This window comes from Oceanobacillus sp. FSL W7-1304 (genome assembly GCF_037969805.1).
GTDB classification, from domain to species: Bacteria; Bacillota; Bacilli; order Bacillales; family Amphibacillaceae; genus Oceanobacillus; species Oceanobacillus profundus.
Window position 1 is genome coordinate 540,671 of sequence record NZ_CP150211.1, and the last position, 14,982, is coordinate 555,652.

Consider the following 14,982-nt stretch of genomic DNA (forward strand, 5'->3'; position numbering starts at 1 on the left):
AAGAGCGCAAGAAATTAATCTTACGCTCCTTCAGGTACTTCTGGCTCAGCAGGCTCAGTTGGAATGTTAACTGTTACCTTGTAGATGTTAACTTTTGTTTTTTCATCTTCAACCTTTCCAACATCGTTACGAATCGCAACACCCAAGCACTCACCAAAGTGAAGGTAATTTGTCCATTGGACACGAACTTGAGAACGATCAAAGTACACGATTTCTTTCAAGTCGCCAACAAACATTGTTGTTTTGTTAGGGAAATATTCATCATCAAGCACGACAATATCCTTATTTAGTATCTTGTAACCAGTAGCTGCAGAAATTGATTCTTGAAGTAAGTAACGACCATTTTTGTCTTTTATACGGTCAAAATTATCAAAGACAGATTGGCTCATTAAGAACTTGATTCGGTCTTTCTTTCCAGACTTAAAACCTGTATTTACAAGAGTTTTTAATTCATCAACAGATGCAACCGTTTTTGCACGAACTGTACTTAATGCAGTTAAAATATCGTCATTTTCAGTGTTAACTACAACTTCACCGATGAACTGTTTCAAATCACCAACAAGGTTAATTCCATCTTGCTTGTATTCTTCTGAATAAGGGATATAGCCACGTTTAGTCTCTACTTTATAGTCAACCTCAGTGAATGGTGTTACCCCAATTGCTGGACTTTCGGCTAATTCTGCAACTGTTTTTAATGTTGCTTTTGCTGTAGTTCTAACTGGTTGTGTACCACTGCCAGTTGAAACAGGTTTAACAGTTACAAACTGTTTTAGACTAACAATGTCATCAGCTAATTCAATTATTTCTTTTTTATCTTCTTCTGGAACAACCACATAACCTTCATCCAATTTCAAGCCATCTTCTGTAATATCACGTGTTTCAAGATACTTATCAAAAGATTCGCGTTCTTCATCCTCTGGAGGTTTTTCATCTCCACCCAATTTGCGGAATTGAGATGGATCAAAATCACGCTTTTCTTCCTTCTGCTCTTTTTCTTCTGATTTTGTACCATCAAGCACTCTTTGACGAGCTTCTATTTCTTCTTTTTCCTCATTCAATTCACGCACTTCTTTTTCTAAATCCTTAAATGAAGTATCTCCACGCTTTTCATCATCTTCAAGCATTCCACGGATTTCCGTCAAACGTGCTTCGATTTCTTCCAGTCGCTTATTTTTACCACCGTTAAAAAACTGTAATTGCATTTTTAATTTATTTTGTTTTTTCATTATTCAATTCCTCCTAAATGTATTAAAGTTTTTATTTTTGCAGCCTGTTCTTCTCGATATTCTTTTAATTCATTGCTATATTCTTTCATACGGTCAAATCCTCTAGCTGAAACTTCACTATCGGGATAGGCAGGGAATGCAACTGCTGACACTTCGATTAAATCCGCTGTTTTAATGGTTCTTAACGGAATATCGTCGTCAAATTCTTCTATATGGTCATCTGGATTACGAAAACCAAACGAAACACCATCCACATCTCCACGCTTAATAGATTCGTATGTGTCATTTCCGAGTGTTGTTTTAGGTAAATCTAGTTCAAAATGTAATCCAGTATCATCTTCTTTAAGCCTCAAGGTACTATTTTTAATGCGACCAAGAACTTTTCCTGCTTCATGCGACCATAAAAAACGCTGATCCCCATCTTTTATTGAATCAGCAAATGCACCTTTTTTAAATTGTTCACGAAACTTATAATAGTAACCTAATACATGTGATTTCTTTTCCCATTTGACCGCATAGCCAGACAATGTCCGATTGCCATCATCATCTTCACGGATTTCGATATCACCAGTTATTAGTTCCCTAGTCTCCGTTTTGTCCATCGCCCTCACCACCTTTCATATATTGTTGGCCAGCCATTGTAACTGGAATCATATTTCCATTGAAATAGAGCTTATCCCCACCAGGTTCAGGAGGCAGGTTTTCTTTCCCTCTTGCTTCATCAGGTTTGAGCATCCCGCCTTGTATTCCAATGTTATAAGCTTCATAACGAGTTTTAATATCTGAACGCAACATTGCATCAACATTAAAGCGAATAAAAAAGCCCTCATCGATTTCTTTTTCGGTGAGAAGCTTGTAAGACATTTCTTGTTCATATGCAGTTAAAATAGGCTGTAATGTGTCCATATAAAACTCTTTTTGCTGATGTTCAATGTTTGAGTGTGTTGAACGATCTAAACTGTTCAATTGATGCATTTTAACTCCAAAAGCACTAGCAATCTGTCTTTCACTTAATGCTTGCAACTCAACAAACTGCGAATCTGCTAATGATGTACTAATAGATTGATAATCAAAGCCAATCGGCAACGGTAATAACTGCCCCGCTTTTTCAATCCCACCAGAAACACGTGTCATTCTTTCTTGCAATTTCGTTTGACTAGCTTCATCCAAGTCACCAATGTATTTGACGACACCACGCGCATGTAATCCGTTTTTTAAATAAACATTAGTGAATCGTTGTGATTCACTTGCATTCTCTATTAATGTTTGAAGCTGTTCACGAATTGGCATTGGGTCCAGTCCATCTTTTGTCATTCCTAAGAAATAAAGGACATCTTCATAAAAGAATTGATATTCATTACCGTTTTGCTGATAAGTGAAAAACATAGGAACATCCTTATTTTCTAACAAACCTACATCATCAACATAAACGGTTACGTCATCCATTTTTAATGGAATTAAAGAAGTTGCTCTACCATTTCTATCTCTTCCAATGGCAACAACTGAATAACCGTACCAATTACGCTGGTATTCAATCGTTCGCCATAATGTAGATGCTGACATTAGCTTATTTGGTCTTAACTTCAACATTTTATTGAGAAGATGATTTTCCGCTGTATCATTGCCTTCATGTACTTTAAGCGGGAGCTTACTTACTCCGTCTGATAAGATGCGTAAGGAAGTGATTAAAGTTGTTTCCTTGTAATCTTTTTTATCCATATTCACACCAAACATAGATTTAAAAACAGGACTACCTAATAATTTATCTACATCAATATCTTCTTTTTTTATTTCTCTTCCAAATAGCTTCACAAATTAATCACTCCCTTCTAGTGAGTGCTAAGAACACACCAAATAAAACAAGGACTGCTCCTAACAAATACATAGCAGCAATCGTATTAATTACATACGTTGCATAGGCAATTAAAGAGAGTCCAGACAAAATGAAAAGCTCATTGATGATACTTCTAATGAACTGTGTAGTCTTTCTTATTAATTTTTTAATATAAATCACCTCAACTGTTTGCAGCTGCCCATTCTTCAATAGCTTTATTCGGATCGTATTCTTCTGTTTTATTATTAGCAATTGCCCTGGTCAATCCCATGAGCATAGCAACAATACCGTCAATCTTTCCTTGCTCTTTATCAAACATAATCTTACCAGTACTGTTTTCTTTTGCTCGTGTATTTTCAGCCATCCAAGTCATAACAGGGTTACCATCGTGTCTTAATAAATCATCAAATAGCAAATCGTAAAAATCGGATATAGTAGGACTGAAACCAAAACCTTGTATATGATCCACCATAATAAATCCATCATTTTGTAAATCTGAAGCTATACCAGATGATGAAAACTTATCAAAGACAATTTCTTTAATATCGTATATCCTTGCTAGCTCACCAATTTTTTGTCTTACATGCCTATGATTAACAAAATCACCTTTTGTAGCTTCGATATATCCTTGTTTTGCATAAGCTGGATAAGGGAATTCATCCGTTTTCGCATCATCAACAAGCGTGTCAGCTGGTTTAAATAAATATGGAATGACATAATACTTATCATCAACTGGAAATACCAAAACAAAAGCTGTGAAGTCTTTCAAAATAGATAAGTCCATTCCTGCATAACAAGCTCGTCCTTTAAGGAAAGATAAATCCTCTTTAGCAGCACTATCATTCCAATACTCCATATTTATTGCACGCTCATTTATTAATACAACGTGTTGATTTAAATAGTAACGTCTGAAATTGGGTTCTTTTATTGGATTAAGTACAGCCTGTTTAGCAAGCCTTGCAATTTCTTCTGATTTCCTGAATCCACCTGGTAATAAATCAATACCAGGATTGGCTTTAATCCACTGCTTCTCATCAAGCAAATCGCAATCGTCATCAGCTCGATAAATAGCGCTATAAAATGCATCATCTTTAATTTCACCAGATTCTACTTTTCTAGCATACTGATATTTTTCGTATTCAAGATTATGCTTGTCTTGACCGTCGGAAGCTGTAGTAACAGAGAATATTAACGGTTCATCCCACTGTCCCATACCAGTTTGAAGCTTGGTGAAAGATTCACCTCTTGTTGTATCCTCATGCGTTTCATCTACTAAGGCTATATACGGTTTAAAGGAATCCAGTCTACCTGCGTCTGATGACATTACTTTGATATAGGAACCATTGTGACGAATAATCTCACGTCTACTAGCTACTATGCGGCAATGCTTCATCAAAGTAGAATTATTTTCGACCATAAACTTGATCATATCGAATACGTTAGCTGCTTGATCACGACTGTTGGCAACAATAATATTCTGTTGACCACGTTGTTTATCTGTAAAGAAGATATAAAGCATAATTAGAGCCACCAAGAAGGATTTAGCGTTTTTCCTAGGCATTGTTATGAACACTTCTCGAAAACGTCTAGAATGGTCTCTTTTTCGCTTTATAGCCAATATTTCAATGGCAATAATAAGCTGGAACGTCAATAATTTAATAAAACCAAAATTGTTATCATCAGGAAGTTTTAATTTCTCCGCAAAACGTTTAAATTTGCTCGCTTCTTCTTTATCAAAATAATATTCATCTGTTAAATGGTCTTGATTGACTAACTCTTTTAATGACATACCCCCTCAATCCTTTTCTAACTTATCATGTTTTCCATCTCTGGATCTGTTCTATTTCCATTTTTCGCACCACCTCCACTACCTCCTGAACCTTCACCTTTGTTTTTATCCATTCGGATACGTGATGCAGGAGTAAATCCTAATTCTTTAGCGATCGAATGCATGTCACTTAAAGCGTTATTCGAAATGGAGACTTCAGGCCTTTGTTGAACATATCCTTTTGGCGTTTCAAATGTATACCCCTCTTTCATGAGGGTCATTTCACATCTCTTCCACTTCGCATATGCCTGGCAATAGGCTTCAAGTGCTTTCAAATCCATTTCTGTGAAAGAGCTAAGATCTATTATTTCTCGTACTCTTTTCCATTCTGTTTTAGCCATATTATCTAACCAAGATGGAACTCTGAACATATCTTTTGTCACATACCATCACCTACTTTGAAAATAATAAAACTAGAGTTTATACTCTAGTTTTATTTTAAACTTATTAATTGTTTACCTTTTTTAATTCCGCTCATATAGGCCTCAAGCTCCGATTGCTTAAACTTGTAATTTCTCTTCGTAATATGTGCTAGCCATAAATTTATTAATGTAAAGAAAAGCATAATGAAAAATTCTCTTTTAAATATACTTAGTAGAAGTGACACTAAATTAAACCCACCAAACCCATAAAGTACTAATGAGCTATAGAACTCCGATAAAAAGTAGATAATGTAGATTATAAATCCACTAATAATAAATGTTACTTTAAGGACACCTATTTCATGAATCCCCCTTAACATATGAGCGTATCTTCCGTTGACATATTCCCTATCTTCATGAGCAACAGATTTATAAACAAACACATTCCAATCAGGAGTCTCATTTTTATTCTTTTTATGAGTAGTTAAAAAGTAAATTTGATAAAGGATATACCCGATTGGCACACCTATTACTGTTATTACGACAGAGAACAACACATCACTCGATATTCCTGAAATTTTTACTATATCAATCCCAATAATTTTACTAATTACAAATAAACTAAAAACAAAATACCAACCTGGAATTCCATATCTAACCAGCAATTTAGATTCTACGTTCATAACCGACCCCCTTTATAGTACTATTTTACGGTAAGTGAAATTAAACTCAACCCCCCCACCCCTAAAAAGTCAAAAAGTTGCACGCTTGAGGGGGTGTGGGTTCTCCAGCGATTTCAAAATGAAATTTTCACCTACCCCTCCCATATTTTCTTTTGTCCTCTGCCGTTTTCTTGTTGTGACAATCATGACATAGTGGTTGACAATTGTTTATGTCTAATCTTAATGACCAATCAACCTTAACTGGTATGATATGGTCCACCTCTTCAGCTGTAGTCATGGGACACTTTACACACAAGTAATTGTTTATCATCATTACGTAATCACGTAGTGCTATCCATTCTTTACTGTTGTAGAACTTCTTAAGGATAGGATCACGTTGCCTGTTGTAATGTCTGTGTCGCTTAAGTTCTTTCTCCAATTGAATGTGTTTATGTTCTTCACAATAAGAATCTTTCGTTAAGTTGTTGCAGCTGAACTCTCTGCATATCTTGAATGGCTTAGTGCTAATCGAATGCATACTTGCCTCTAGCTAGACCATAGCCTTTACGAACCACTTCTCCATTCACTGGCTCAACATAATCAACGTTATATTTAACTCCACCGGAACCCGATTCTTCAGTCTCTGTTTCCCAATCAAACGAGACTCTGATCTTACCTGTAATCTCTTTACCTTCGTAAAATACTTTCGGTACTGCTAATTCATTATCCAGTTTGATGACAAGCAGTGGTTCATTAGTTTCTTCTACGTTTGGTGGAATCCAATCTGGTTGTTTCATTACTTCATCTCCTTTTATGCATAATAAAAAGACACCTACAATTAAGTAAGTGCCTTAGTCATTTTATCTTTCAAAGCATCCTTATCTTTATTAAGAAGCTTATCATTCATTTTAATTTCAGCGAGCAGTCTTCTTGATTCTTCAACTGTATTTGTCTGGGCATACTGTTTACGTTTCTTCATGTTCCGTTTAATATCACGTCGCATCTTCGCATCAGTATAGTAGGAAACATATTTGTGATTGCAATCCGGACAAGTGAAGTAATGTTTATGGATTTGATTCTTCATTACCTTTTGTTTAAGATCGATTACTTCAAAGACTGCAAAGCAATCATTACATTCTAGCTGCATTTAATCACTCCTTGAATACAGAAACAGAAACCGAATTTATATCAGTCGCTGTTATATTAATCTCCAAACCATTTAGTAAAACATCATCCGTATAAAAAGTATCGTTCATTAAATCAGAATGAAATTCTTCAACATACTCTCCAAGTGCATTTCCTTCTGTTAAATCATTCAATGTATACAATAGAATCATTGATTCGCTCATTGATCCATTTATCATTGCAATAGTTTCTTCTTTAACTGCTAACTGAGTTCCTTCTCCAGTTCCAATACTTTCTCTAAACTTATTTGTGTAAACCTCTTCGAATTCATTTATATCAAATGGTAATGTTTCGCGATCTGCAAATGCTTCTGAATCTTCTTGTTGATCTTCCGTTTCTTCATCTGCAGCATCAGTTACTTGCTCTGTTTCATTCTGTTCCTCTTCATCATTAGAATCATTTGAGCATCCGACAATAAATATCAACGCTGCTATTGATAAAAATAATACCTTTCTCAAACTAATCGCCCCCACTTGTTTATATGAGTTAATTATGATTGGTTTGGAAAGATTATGCAATGCAAAAAAACACCTCTTTATGAGATGTCTTTTTATAAATGTAATTTATTTAATTTCGTATTCAACTCTACCTAACTCTTCACCGACAAGCCCTTGAGTTGCAACCAAGGTTACAGGAGTTTCTAGGTCATCTAATTCATATGCGATAGAATTTTCAACTGTACCATCTTTTTTAATAGTTTCTAACTGTGAGTCTAAATGGTTTTCATCTGGTAAAGATCCAACTTCTAACTCATTTATTGCATTAGGATCATTATCTTGTATTGCTGTAAATACTGCAAACCATGCTGTACTTGGGTCTATATCTTTATCGGTAAGATTTGTTGTTTCATACCAAATAGCAAATACTGGTTTCTCTCCATATTCATTACCTGGTTCTCCTGCTGGTATAACTTTAGTTTCTGTAATCTTGATCTTTAAATCATTAATCTTAGCCTCATTGTCTTTGAAGTAAACATCATCAGTATTAGAGTTTTCTTCTTCTGTTGACTCTACGGTTTCTTCACTAATAGATTCATTGTTAGACTCATTTTGAGAATCATTACTATCAGTAGAATCACCACATGCAGTTAAAATCAATGATACAAATAAAATAAATAAAAACTTCTTCATCTTTTACAACTCCCCTTTAATATTAGTTCTATTATCCTAGAGTTGGAAAGATTATGCAATTGTTTATGCTATTACTATAATACGAAATTACAATAGTTTCTATCGCTTCATTTTAACTTAAGTTAATCTTATATGCGAAATCGATCCGTTTCATTATCTCGGCATGCTTATTATAAATATGTCCTGGACTATATCCTAACTCAATTGCAACATCATTTAATGTTTTTCCTTTTACATATTTATAAAATAAAATCTGATTTTCTAGCCCTTTAAACGTTTTTATTAACCTTTCAGCATTTAGTAATTCATTCATCTTATGAGCAAGTTCATATTCGATATTAAATATAGTATCTTCTAGTCCTGAAGCAATAGAATTCTCATTTAACTTTACATTATATAAATCACCTGAAGACCATCTCTTCAATTCTCTTTTTTCGCGTTCGAGTTTATATTCTAGATAATCTATTTCATTTGATAATTTTTGATAATCTAGCAACCATTCGTACAAATTGCTTCACCTACCTTATTTTGAGTAAAATGCGTTACAATCTGTTACATCTGTTACACCCTTTAAAGCCTTGGCGCACATGTGATTGAAGCACTTCAAATTACAAAGTGTAACGCATTTACCCCTATATTTCTTATATATATATTCTTTTTTTATTTTTTACTATATATTTATTAAGAAAGTGATTTTATCTGTTACACCTGTTACACACCCTTTAAAGCCTTGATATGACTGACTATTATTTGTAACAGTTATCTGTTACGTGTAACGCATTTAACTGTTACAAGGGCGATTTTTACCAGTTTTTAGGTGTAATTTATACAATTTTGTGACCAAAAATGGTCAAATACCCCCTGTTTTTGACCGAAAATGGTCAAGCTCTAAAAATTATTCTTCTTTAATAAATAATCTTTTATTTTGACCATCAATCCGTTGTTGCTTTGATACATAACCAAATAATTGACGAATTTGTTTACTAAAACTGATATTACTTACCGATTGATATCCATTATCTGAACAATATAATCGATACATATCATAAACATCTTTAATGACGGCTCTCTCTAATTCCACTTCCTCATTGTTTATGAAACTAATAATCGGATTGTTTTCTTCTTCATATTTTTCCATTTCGGATTCAATAGCTTTCGACTGTGTGAATTTATTATTTTTAAGCAATCTCTTAAGAGCGTTAAGTGCTACATTTAAAATGTACTGCATGCTTTCATCAGAGAGTAGCTTATCAGTGATAAACGGATCGTAATCTGCATCATTAGGTGAAAATTTAGCTTTAAACGGTACAATCTGCAGCCTCCGGCCTAATCCATCACTGTAATCATTAATACGCGGCATTTCGTTAGCACTAAATATTAACTTTGCATAGCTTGTCATATCGAATGGATCCATGCCTTTTCTTTCTACGTTCAGAGTCTCACCAGTTGATAGTTTTTTAAATACGGATGATTCTTTGATGTATCCTTTTGAAATATCATCACCAATATTAACTAACTTTCCAAACAGTTCAGCTGTTTTAAATCGCTGATCCAGCTCACGTAAATCTAATGAAGCAGTATTTTCAGGACCAACTAATTTACGGATGATTTTTAAATAGGATGATTTACCATTAGAACCATCACCGGTGAGAATAAAAGTTGCTGCAAACTCATTACGACGGAATAAAATGTAACCAAGTATTTCTTCCAGGATGGCCCGTATTTTTTTATCATTTATGGCAAGCTTAGATAATGTTTTATCAGTCACTTCATAGTAAGCATTCGGTACATATGCAACCGGTACTTTATTACGAGTTATAATGGCTGGATCAAAGTCTTGCAGCTCCCAAGTCTCTAAATTGAATACTCCGTTTTTTACCGGCACATATTTGGTAGGTGCGAAATTTTTCTCTTTAGCATTTAATTGTATATAAGCAAGTGTTTCTTGCCTTCTTGCACGTGTTAAAGAGGAAATATGCTTTACCATCATTCGCTCAATGTCTTCTTCACGGTCTGAATAAACACCATCTTGGTAAATGTGCAGTACGTTTGCTATCTTGCAGATATGGTGCTCATTGATAAGGAAATCACCAAACTTATCATGGTGGAAAACACCTTTAATGAAGAAAGATTCTTTCATAAATGCATCATCACGTAAGATAATATTTAACTCATTATTAGAAACGGGTTCTTCCATTATGTATTTATTAATAATGGAGATCGTTTCTTTTATATCTTTCTTGGCCATGCCCTGGGATTGCATTTTTAGAATATAGGTAAATAACTTATCGTTCCGGCCGTCTCCTTCAGCTAATTTATTAAGATTAGGATTTTTCTTTGAATAAGGATATAACCAGGCTGGTAATGGTTCATGTTGATTTGCCTTACGGATCCACTTACGAGAATGACCATCTATTTTAAGTGGATCAGCAGTGTTCTTAATACCTAACTTATAGTCAGCTTTTAAGCCAATATTGGAATACCACTTAATTTTATTAGCTGTTATGTCGTACCCTTTAAAGTAAAAATGCATTCCGTTCGTTGTTTCGAGGACAGAACATTGAATGTCCTTGTCCTCAACAATTTCAAATAATATTTCAGCTTCATCGATATCATCAATATCTACCATGATATATTCGTCATCTAATATCCCAACAAATGAATCATGCTTCCGTACAGTATGATAGGATAATAGTTTTTCACCATTCTTAAATGATGTTGCAGCATGTTTTCCGTATCCTTTTAAATATCCTTTATAGATTCTAATCACCTACTTTCTTACTAAAAATATATTAATTATGAAACTTTAAACTTAGTAAATACGTACTGAATATAAAAGAGGTGGTAAAAATCAGAAAGACATTACTAGTAATTGTAGGAATCATTTTAATATTAATAGGTTTTTCGATACATCAAAGTTATAATGACACAAAAAACGCTGGGTACGAATTACTGCAATTTCCAATTTCACTTATGAATCAAACACTTGAAGATATTGAAAATCCCACATCGGCCTCCACATTTGACCCAAACGAATTAACTTCTGAAGTATCTGAAAAAGGGAGGTCATTTTTAATTAGCATAATCAATTTTGAACGAGATATAATTGGTGCATTAACCTGTTATGTTTCAGGATTCATGTCGATAATATTTGCAACAAGAGAAGAAATAAACACGTTCTACAAAGACGTTTTAAGTTTTTTATTCGGACCCTAAAAAATCATTTATTCGTTTATTTGCTAAATCGAGATACCACCAGTAGTCTAATTTTGACGGTACTTTCATATCTCTTACATCATCATTCACAATAAAGCATCTATCTGGTGTGTATCCGATTTTGCTTGCTGATCCATCCCGTACCTTTAATAATTCTGCATCGTTTTTATCAATGGAAGCAAAAACACGGAATACATTTTCACTCATGCGTCGGGTTCCGTACCTGGCGTATTCATATTTGCTACTAATTTTTACTACCTTTTGGAATTTAAGTAATTCCGTACAGTTGAAAATAGTCTCTTCAGGTTCAACTCCATCGATAAAATATTTAACAACAGCTTCATTTACTATTGGTAAATCATTGTCCAATGGATTTAATTTTTTCACATAAGCACCTTTTGAATAGTATTTCCCATCTTCGGCCACCAAAATATAATTATTAACGTCCTTCTGAATGACTTTAACGTACTCTTCAAATTCCAATTCCATTTTGGTGCGCTCTTCCCACTCATAACAAATATCATCAATTAAATAATAATCATCAGGATGATTCAATTTAACCAAGACACCATCTGTATTACTCTGAATTAATGTGCAGTGTGGCTCTATTTTTTCTATCAAATCTAGCAAAAGAGTCATTCCACCGATACACACATTGTTTGCTTGGAGCGGATCATAAAGACCATTGTACTTATCCTTCATTGCTCCATAAGTTCCATTAATTACAATCTTCAATGGTGCTTGGCGTTTATCTTTGGCAAGTTTATATTTTATTCTGGTATCACGAATTTCCTCAAACTTTGACGGATCCTTTACGTTACGAGATAAATAATCATATTCGATCATCAATGCTGGATAATATGAAGCTACGTCAATTAATAAATAATGACCTTCACCATAATAATTTTGTCTAGCTCCATGGATGCCGCCCCAAGCAAAGATATGTGGTACACCAGCTATATCAATTTCATGAATTAATGAATATGGATCAATATGATCTTTAGCACTTTTATAGAAATCAAGTACTTCAGTATATTTATTGACCTGCAGCGTATCTGGTAATGTGTAATTAAATTCGTCGGTACGTGGAATGTTGGGCTGCTTTGCATCAAGAATGAAAGCTGACAGCTGTGCTTTCGTTTTACTTATATGTCTCAATGGTAAATCGAACATTTTCAGTAATTCCATTTGTGAAGTAAATTCATCAATGTTTTCAGCGAAAATGTGCATTGTTTCCTGAACATCGTGGCGACAATACTTAATTACCTCATGGATCTCTTCATCTGTTAATTCTCGCATTGTTTCAAATGATACGGATGTTTCCCGAATATCGTGGCCCATGAAACCTTCAAGCTGTTTAAGTGAGCGAAACTTATTCGTCATAATATCGAAATTGAAAAGCTGTATCTTCCAAAAGTCCTTAAAGAACTTCCAACCTTGTTCACGCTTAACAATAATCCAATGATTAATTTCTTGTGGACTAAACCCACAAATGATAGCTTTTAAGATATATTGGTCATAGTGACGAGAATTGTAACCTACCCAAATATAGTTACGATGTTCATTATAAAAATCTATTAATCCTTGTTCATCATTGATAAAGGTATATTCTTGTTTGGCAGCTGCATCAATTATGACAACTAACCAGTCATCATAAAATACTTCAAAGTCATAGAAAAGCATTACTTATTCACTCCTCTAGTATTTGTTCTGCCATTGCTGTGGCTACTGCAGCTACTTGGATAAGTTCTTTATATAAGTTATCCGCATCAGTACTTTTATGGGCAACACTGCCCTTTTGAATAGCCTGACCAACTTCTCCAAATTCTTCTCCTAAAATCGCGTACCAATATGAGTAATCGTGTACTTGCTTACCCCATTTTAAATTTTGTCGATTCCGTTCATTGTTAATGTCATTTATTATTTTGGTACGATTGTTTAATGTATCAACAGGCTTAATTAGGTTCATTCCGATTCTCCTTTCGATTCCCCCAATGCTTTCTCAGCTTTTCTTCCGCCATCTAACATAACAGCTGGAGGTAAAATTCCTTTTGAATAACTCAGTGGATTTGCATAAAACTCCAAAGCCCTTCTATACTGACCGGCTTTATCTCTCAATTGTTTAAAAACAGATAGTAATTGCTTTTTATCCTGCACCAATTCATCCACGCATTCTGCTTGTTGAAGAAACCGTTCGTAATCTTTTTTGCTCTTAAACCTAACATAATGCTTGCCGTTTGGGGTTGTATGTTCATATTCGGCAATCTCTGCTAATCGTTCACTCATTTAGCAATCCTCCATCCATTCCTTAACCACGCTTTAATTTCATGCTTCTGCAAACGTTCATACACCCAAACTTTATGCTCTCCTTCACGCCTGAACAACAGATAAAATCCTGCTCATAGTTTCATAGTAATCTCCTATTTAGTTTGGATTTTATTCGGACTGTGAACTTTTTTGATTAATAATGCATACTCGTGTTTCTTATCTCTTCAAGTATGTTATTGCTTATCCCCTCTTCATCAACTATTCTTATAAAGAGGTGATTAATAATGTTTTCTACTAAAGAAATTGAACATTTGTACTACAATGAAAAACTATCAACTCAGAAGGTTTCCGAGAAATTAAACTGTCCTCGATCCTTAGTACAGGGTCGTTTAAAAGCTAATCGTGGTTTGCGTTCGGTATCTGAAGCCCTCACATTACGTTCAACACCTGCTTACAGCGAAAAAATAAGGGCAACAAAAGTTGGTAACAAAAACCCTCAAGCAAAACTTAATGAAAATCAAGTGTTAAAAATACGTGATGAATATAATTTCGCCCTTGAAGAAGGTTTGCCAAAAACTGTTACGCAGAACTTCCTAGCTAAAAAATATAATATTAAACGATCTACAATAAGCGACATCGTTTTGAGAAGGACTTGGAAGCATATCTAGTTTAGATTTTCTATCAAATTATGACTAATCCATCTAACTTATTGATTGTTTGATTAAATAATCTAAATAAACTCCAATTTTAAAGGGAAGCCTTTCGACTCCCCTTATTCAATTATTCAACTTCGTAAACTTCAACGATTTTTAATTGATCAAATCCTTTTTTATCAACGGACTTTTCAATGAGATATTCCATCTGACCGTCAATGTCTTCATGAACATCAAGGACCGTATCGGCATAATCTGCGAATCCAGTAAACTTAACATCGTCATATTCACAATCCCAAAGAGCACGAAGCATTTCATTATTACGGTGTACCTGGAAGCCAAATGCATTATCATTTTGTGGCTGCATAACCCCGTTATAAAAGATTTTCTGACCTTCATAATCACCTTCAAGGATGGAGAACCAAATTGTAAGCATTGGATCGCCCTTTTTCGATTCTTTCATTTCCATTTTTTCTACAGCAACTTCATACTGACCTTCGGGAACTTCTTTGAAGTCCCCACCGCCATTTTCTTCAACTTCCTTTACATCATCCTGTAAAGCTTCAATATCTACTTGTTTATCAAACTTGCTCCAATCAAATTGTTGTTCTGCCATTA

General features: G+C 34.4%; 20 protein-coding genes. 2 read left to right on the plus strand and 18 right to left on the minus strand.

The features are described from left to right. Positions 1 to 20: 20 nt before the first annotated feature. The 14 genes from NYE61_RS02790 to NYE61_RS02855 all read right to left on the minus strand — a co-directional run bounded on the left by NYE61_RS02790 (position 21) and on the right by NYE61_RS02855 (position 10,988). Positions 21 to 1,226 carry a phage major capsid protein gene (locus NYE61_RS02790; protein WP_303447198.1) on the minus strand — a complete coding sequence of 402 codons (1,206 nt, stop codon included), beginning with the start codon at positions 1,224 to 1,226 and terminating at the stop codon, positions 21 to 23. Further along, on the minus strand, positions 1,226 to 1,828 hold the full coding sequence (locus tag NYE61_RS02795) for an HK97 family phage prohead protease (protein WP_303447200.1): 603 nt from the start codon (positions 1,826 to 1,828) through the stop codon (positions 1,226 to 1,228). The genes NYE61_RS02790 and NYE61_RS02795 overlap by 1 nt, the downstream gene beginning before the upstream one ends. Beyond that, a complete protein-coding gene (locus tag NYE61_RS02800) occupies positions 1,809 to 3,038 on the minus strand; it encodes a phage portal protein (protein WP_303447202.1) in 1,230 nt (409 codons plus the stop codon). The genes NYE61_RS02795 and NYE61_RS02800 overlap by 20 nt, the downstream gene beginning before the upstream one ends. A 7-nt stretch (positions 3,039 to 3,045) precedes the next feature. Then, a complete protein-coding gene (locus NYE61_RS02805) occupies positions 3,046 to 3,270 on the minus strand; it encodes a hypothetical protein (RefSeq protein WP_303447203.1) in 225 nt (74 codons plus the stop codon). Then, a complete protein-coding gene (locus NYE61_RS02810; RefSeq protein ID WP_303447204.1) occupies positions 3,242 to 4,849 on the minus strand; it encodes a terminase TerL endonuclease subunit in 1,608 nt (535 codons plus the stop codon). Before NYE61_RS02810 ends, NYE61_RS02805 begins: the two co-directional genes overlap by 29 nt. 17 nt (positions 4,850 to 4,866) lie before the next feature. Then, positions 4,867 to 5,271: a phage terminase small subunit P27 family gene (locus NYE61_RS02815; RefSeq protein ID WP_303447206.1), complete on the minus strand. Its 405-nt coding sequence runs from the start codon at positions 5,269 to 5,271 to the stop codon at positions 4,867 to 4,869. Between the two features lie 50 nt (positions 5,272 to 5,321). Next, complete coding sequence (locus tag NYE61_RS02820) at positions 5,322 to 5,933, minus strand: hypothetical protein (RefSeq protein WP_303447207.1); 612 nt, start codon at positions 5,931 to 5,933, stop codon at positions 5,322 to 5,324. Positions 5,934 to 6,060: 127 nt separating this feature from the next. After that, a complete protein-coding gene (locus NYE61_RS02825) occupies positions 6,061 to 6,450 on the minus strand; it encodes an HNH endonuclease (RefSeq protein WP_336623540.1) in 390 nt (129 codons plus the stop codon). After that, positions 6,437 to 6,709 carry a hypothetical protein gene (locus NYE61_RS02830; RefSeq protein WP_303447209.1) on the minus strand — a complete coding sequence of 91 codons (273 nt, stop codon included), beginning with the start codon at positions 6,707 to 6,709 and terminating at the stop codon, positions 6,437 to 6,439. Before NYE61_RS02830 ends, NYE61_RS02825 begins: the two co-directional genes overlap by 14 nt. A 41-nt stretch (positions 6,710 to 6,750) precedes the next feature. Further along, entirely contained in the window at positions 6,751 to 7,059 is a 309-nt protein-coding gene (locus NYE61_RS02835) for a hypothetical protein (protein ID WP_339316800.1), read from the minus strand. 4 nt (positions 7,060 to 7,063) lie between these two features. After that, positions 7,064 to 7,555, minus strand: coding sequence for a hypothetical protein (locus NYE61_RS02840; protein ID WP_303447211.1), 492 nt, complete (start codon positions 7,553 to 7,555; stop codon positions 7,064 to 7,066). Between the two features lie 105 nt (positions 7,556 to 7,660). After that, positions 7,661 to 8,227, minus strand: a complete 567-nt coding sequence (locus tag NYE61_RS02845; RefSeq protein ID WP_303447212.1) for a DUF5067 domain-containing protein — start codon at positions 8,225 to 8,227, stop codon at positions 7,661 to 7,663. A 112-nt stretch (positions 8,228 to 8,339) separates the two neighbouring features. Then, positions 8,340 to 8,735: a hypothetical protein gene (locus tag NYE61_RS02850; protein ID WP_303447213.1), complete on the minus strand. Its 396-nt coding sequence runs from the start codon at positions 8,733 to 8,735 to the stop codon at positions 8,340 to 8,342. Between the two features lie 387 nt (positions 8,736 to 9,122). Beyond that, the gene (locus tag NYE61_RS02855) at positions 9,123 to 10,988 is read right to left on the minus strand and encodes a DNA primase family protein (RefSeq protein WP_303447453.1); all 1,866 of its coding nucleotides are present in this window, start codon (positions 10,986 to 10,988) and stop codon (positions 9,123 to 9,125) included. A gap of 212 nt (positions 10,989 to 11,200) precedes the next feature. On the opposite strand from NYE61_RS02855, the gene NYE61_RS02860 reads away from it, so the two are divergent. Then, positions 11,201 to 11,443, plus strand: coding sequence for a hypothetical protein (locus NYE61_RS02860; protein WP_303447214.1), 243 nt, complete (start codon positions 11,201 to 11,203; stop codon positions 11,441 to 11,443). On the opposite strand, the gene NYE61_RS02865 is transcribed toward NYE61_RS02860, so the two are convergent. From NYE61_RS02865 to NYE61_RS02875, 3 genes are read right to left on the minus strand one after another with little or no spacing between them, the layout of a single operon-like run. Continuing rightward, positions 11,429 to 13,126, minus strand: a complete 1,698-nt coding sequence (locus tag NYE61_RS02865; RefSeq protein WP_303447215.1) for a hypothetical protein — start codon at positions 13,124 to 13,126, stop codon at positions 11,429 to 11,431. The two genes, NYE61_RS02860 and NYE61_RS02865, sit on opposite strands and share 15 nt — an antisense overlap. A 7-nt stretch (positions 13,127 to 13,133) precedes the next feature. Beyond that, positions 13,134 to 13,412, minus strand: a complete 279-nt coding sequence (locus NYE61_RS02870) for a MazG-like family protein (RefSeq protein ID WP_303447216.1) — start codon at positions 13,410 to 13,412, stop codon at positions 13,134 to 13,136. Then, positions 13,409 to 13,729: a hypothetical protein gene (locus tag NYE61_RS02875; RefSeq protein WP_303447217.1), complete on the minus strand. Its 321-nt coding sequence runs from the start codon at positions 13,727 to 13,729 to the stop codon at positions 13,409 to 13,411. The genes NYE61_RS02870 and NYE61_RS02875 overlap by 4 nt, the downstream gene beginning before the upstream one ends. A 266-nt stretch (positions 13,730 to 13,995) precedes the next feature. Here NYE61_RS02875 and NYE61_RS02880 point away from each other — a divergent pair, with 266 nt between their 5' ends. After that, entirely contained in the window at positions 13,996 to 14,379 is a 384-nt protein-coding gene (locus NYE61_RS02880; protein WP_303447218.1) for a hypothetical protein, read from the plus strand. Between the two features lie 112 nt (positions 14,380 to 14,491). On the opposite strand, the gene NYE61_RS02885 is transcribed toward NYE61_RS02880, so the two are convergent. Continuing rightward, positions 14,492 to 14,980, minus strand: coding sequence for a DUF669 domain-containing protein (locus NYE61_RS02885; protein ID WP_303447219.1), 489 nt, complete (start codon positions 14,978 to 14,980; stop codon positions 14,492 to 14,494). Positions 14,981 to 14,982 lie beyond the last annotated feature (2 nt).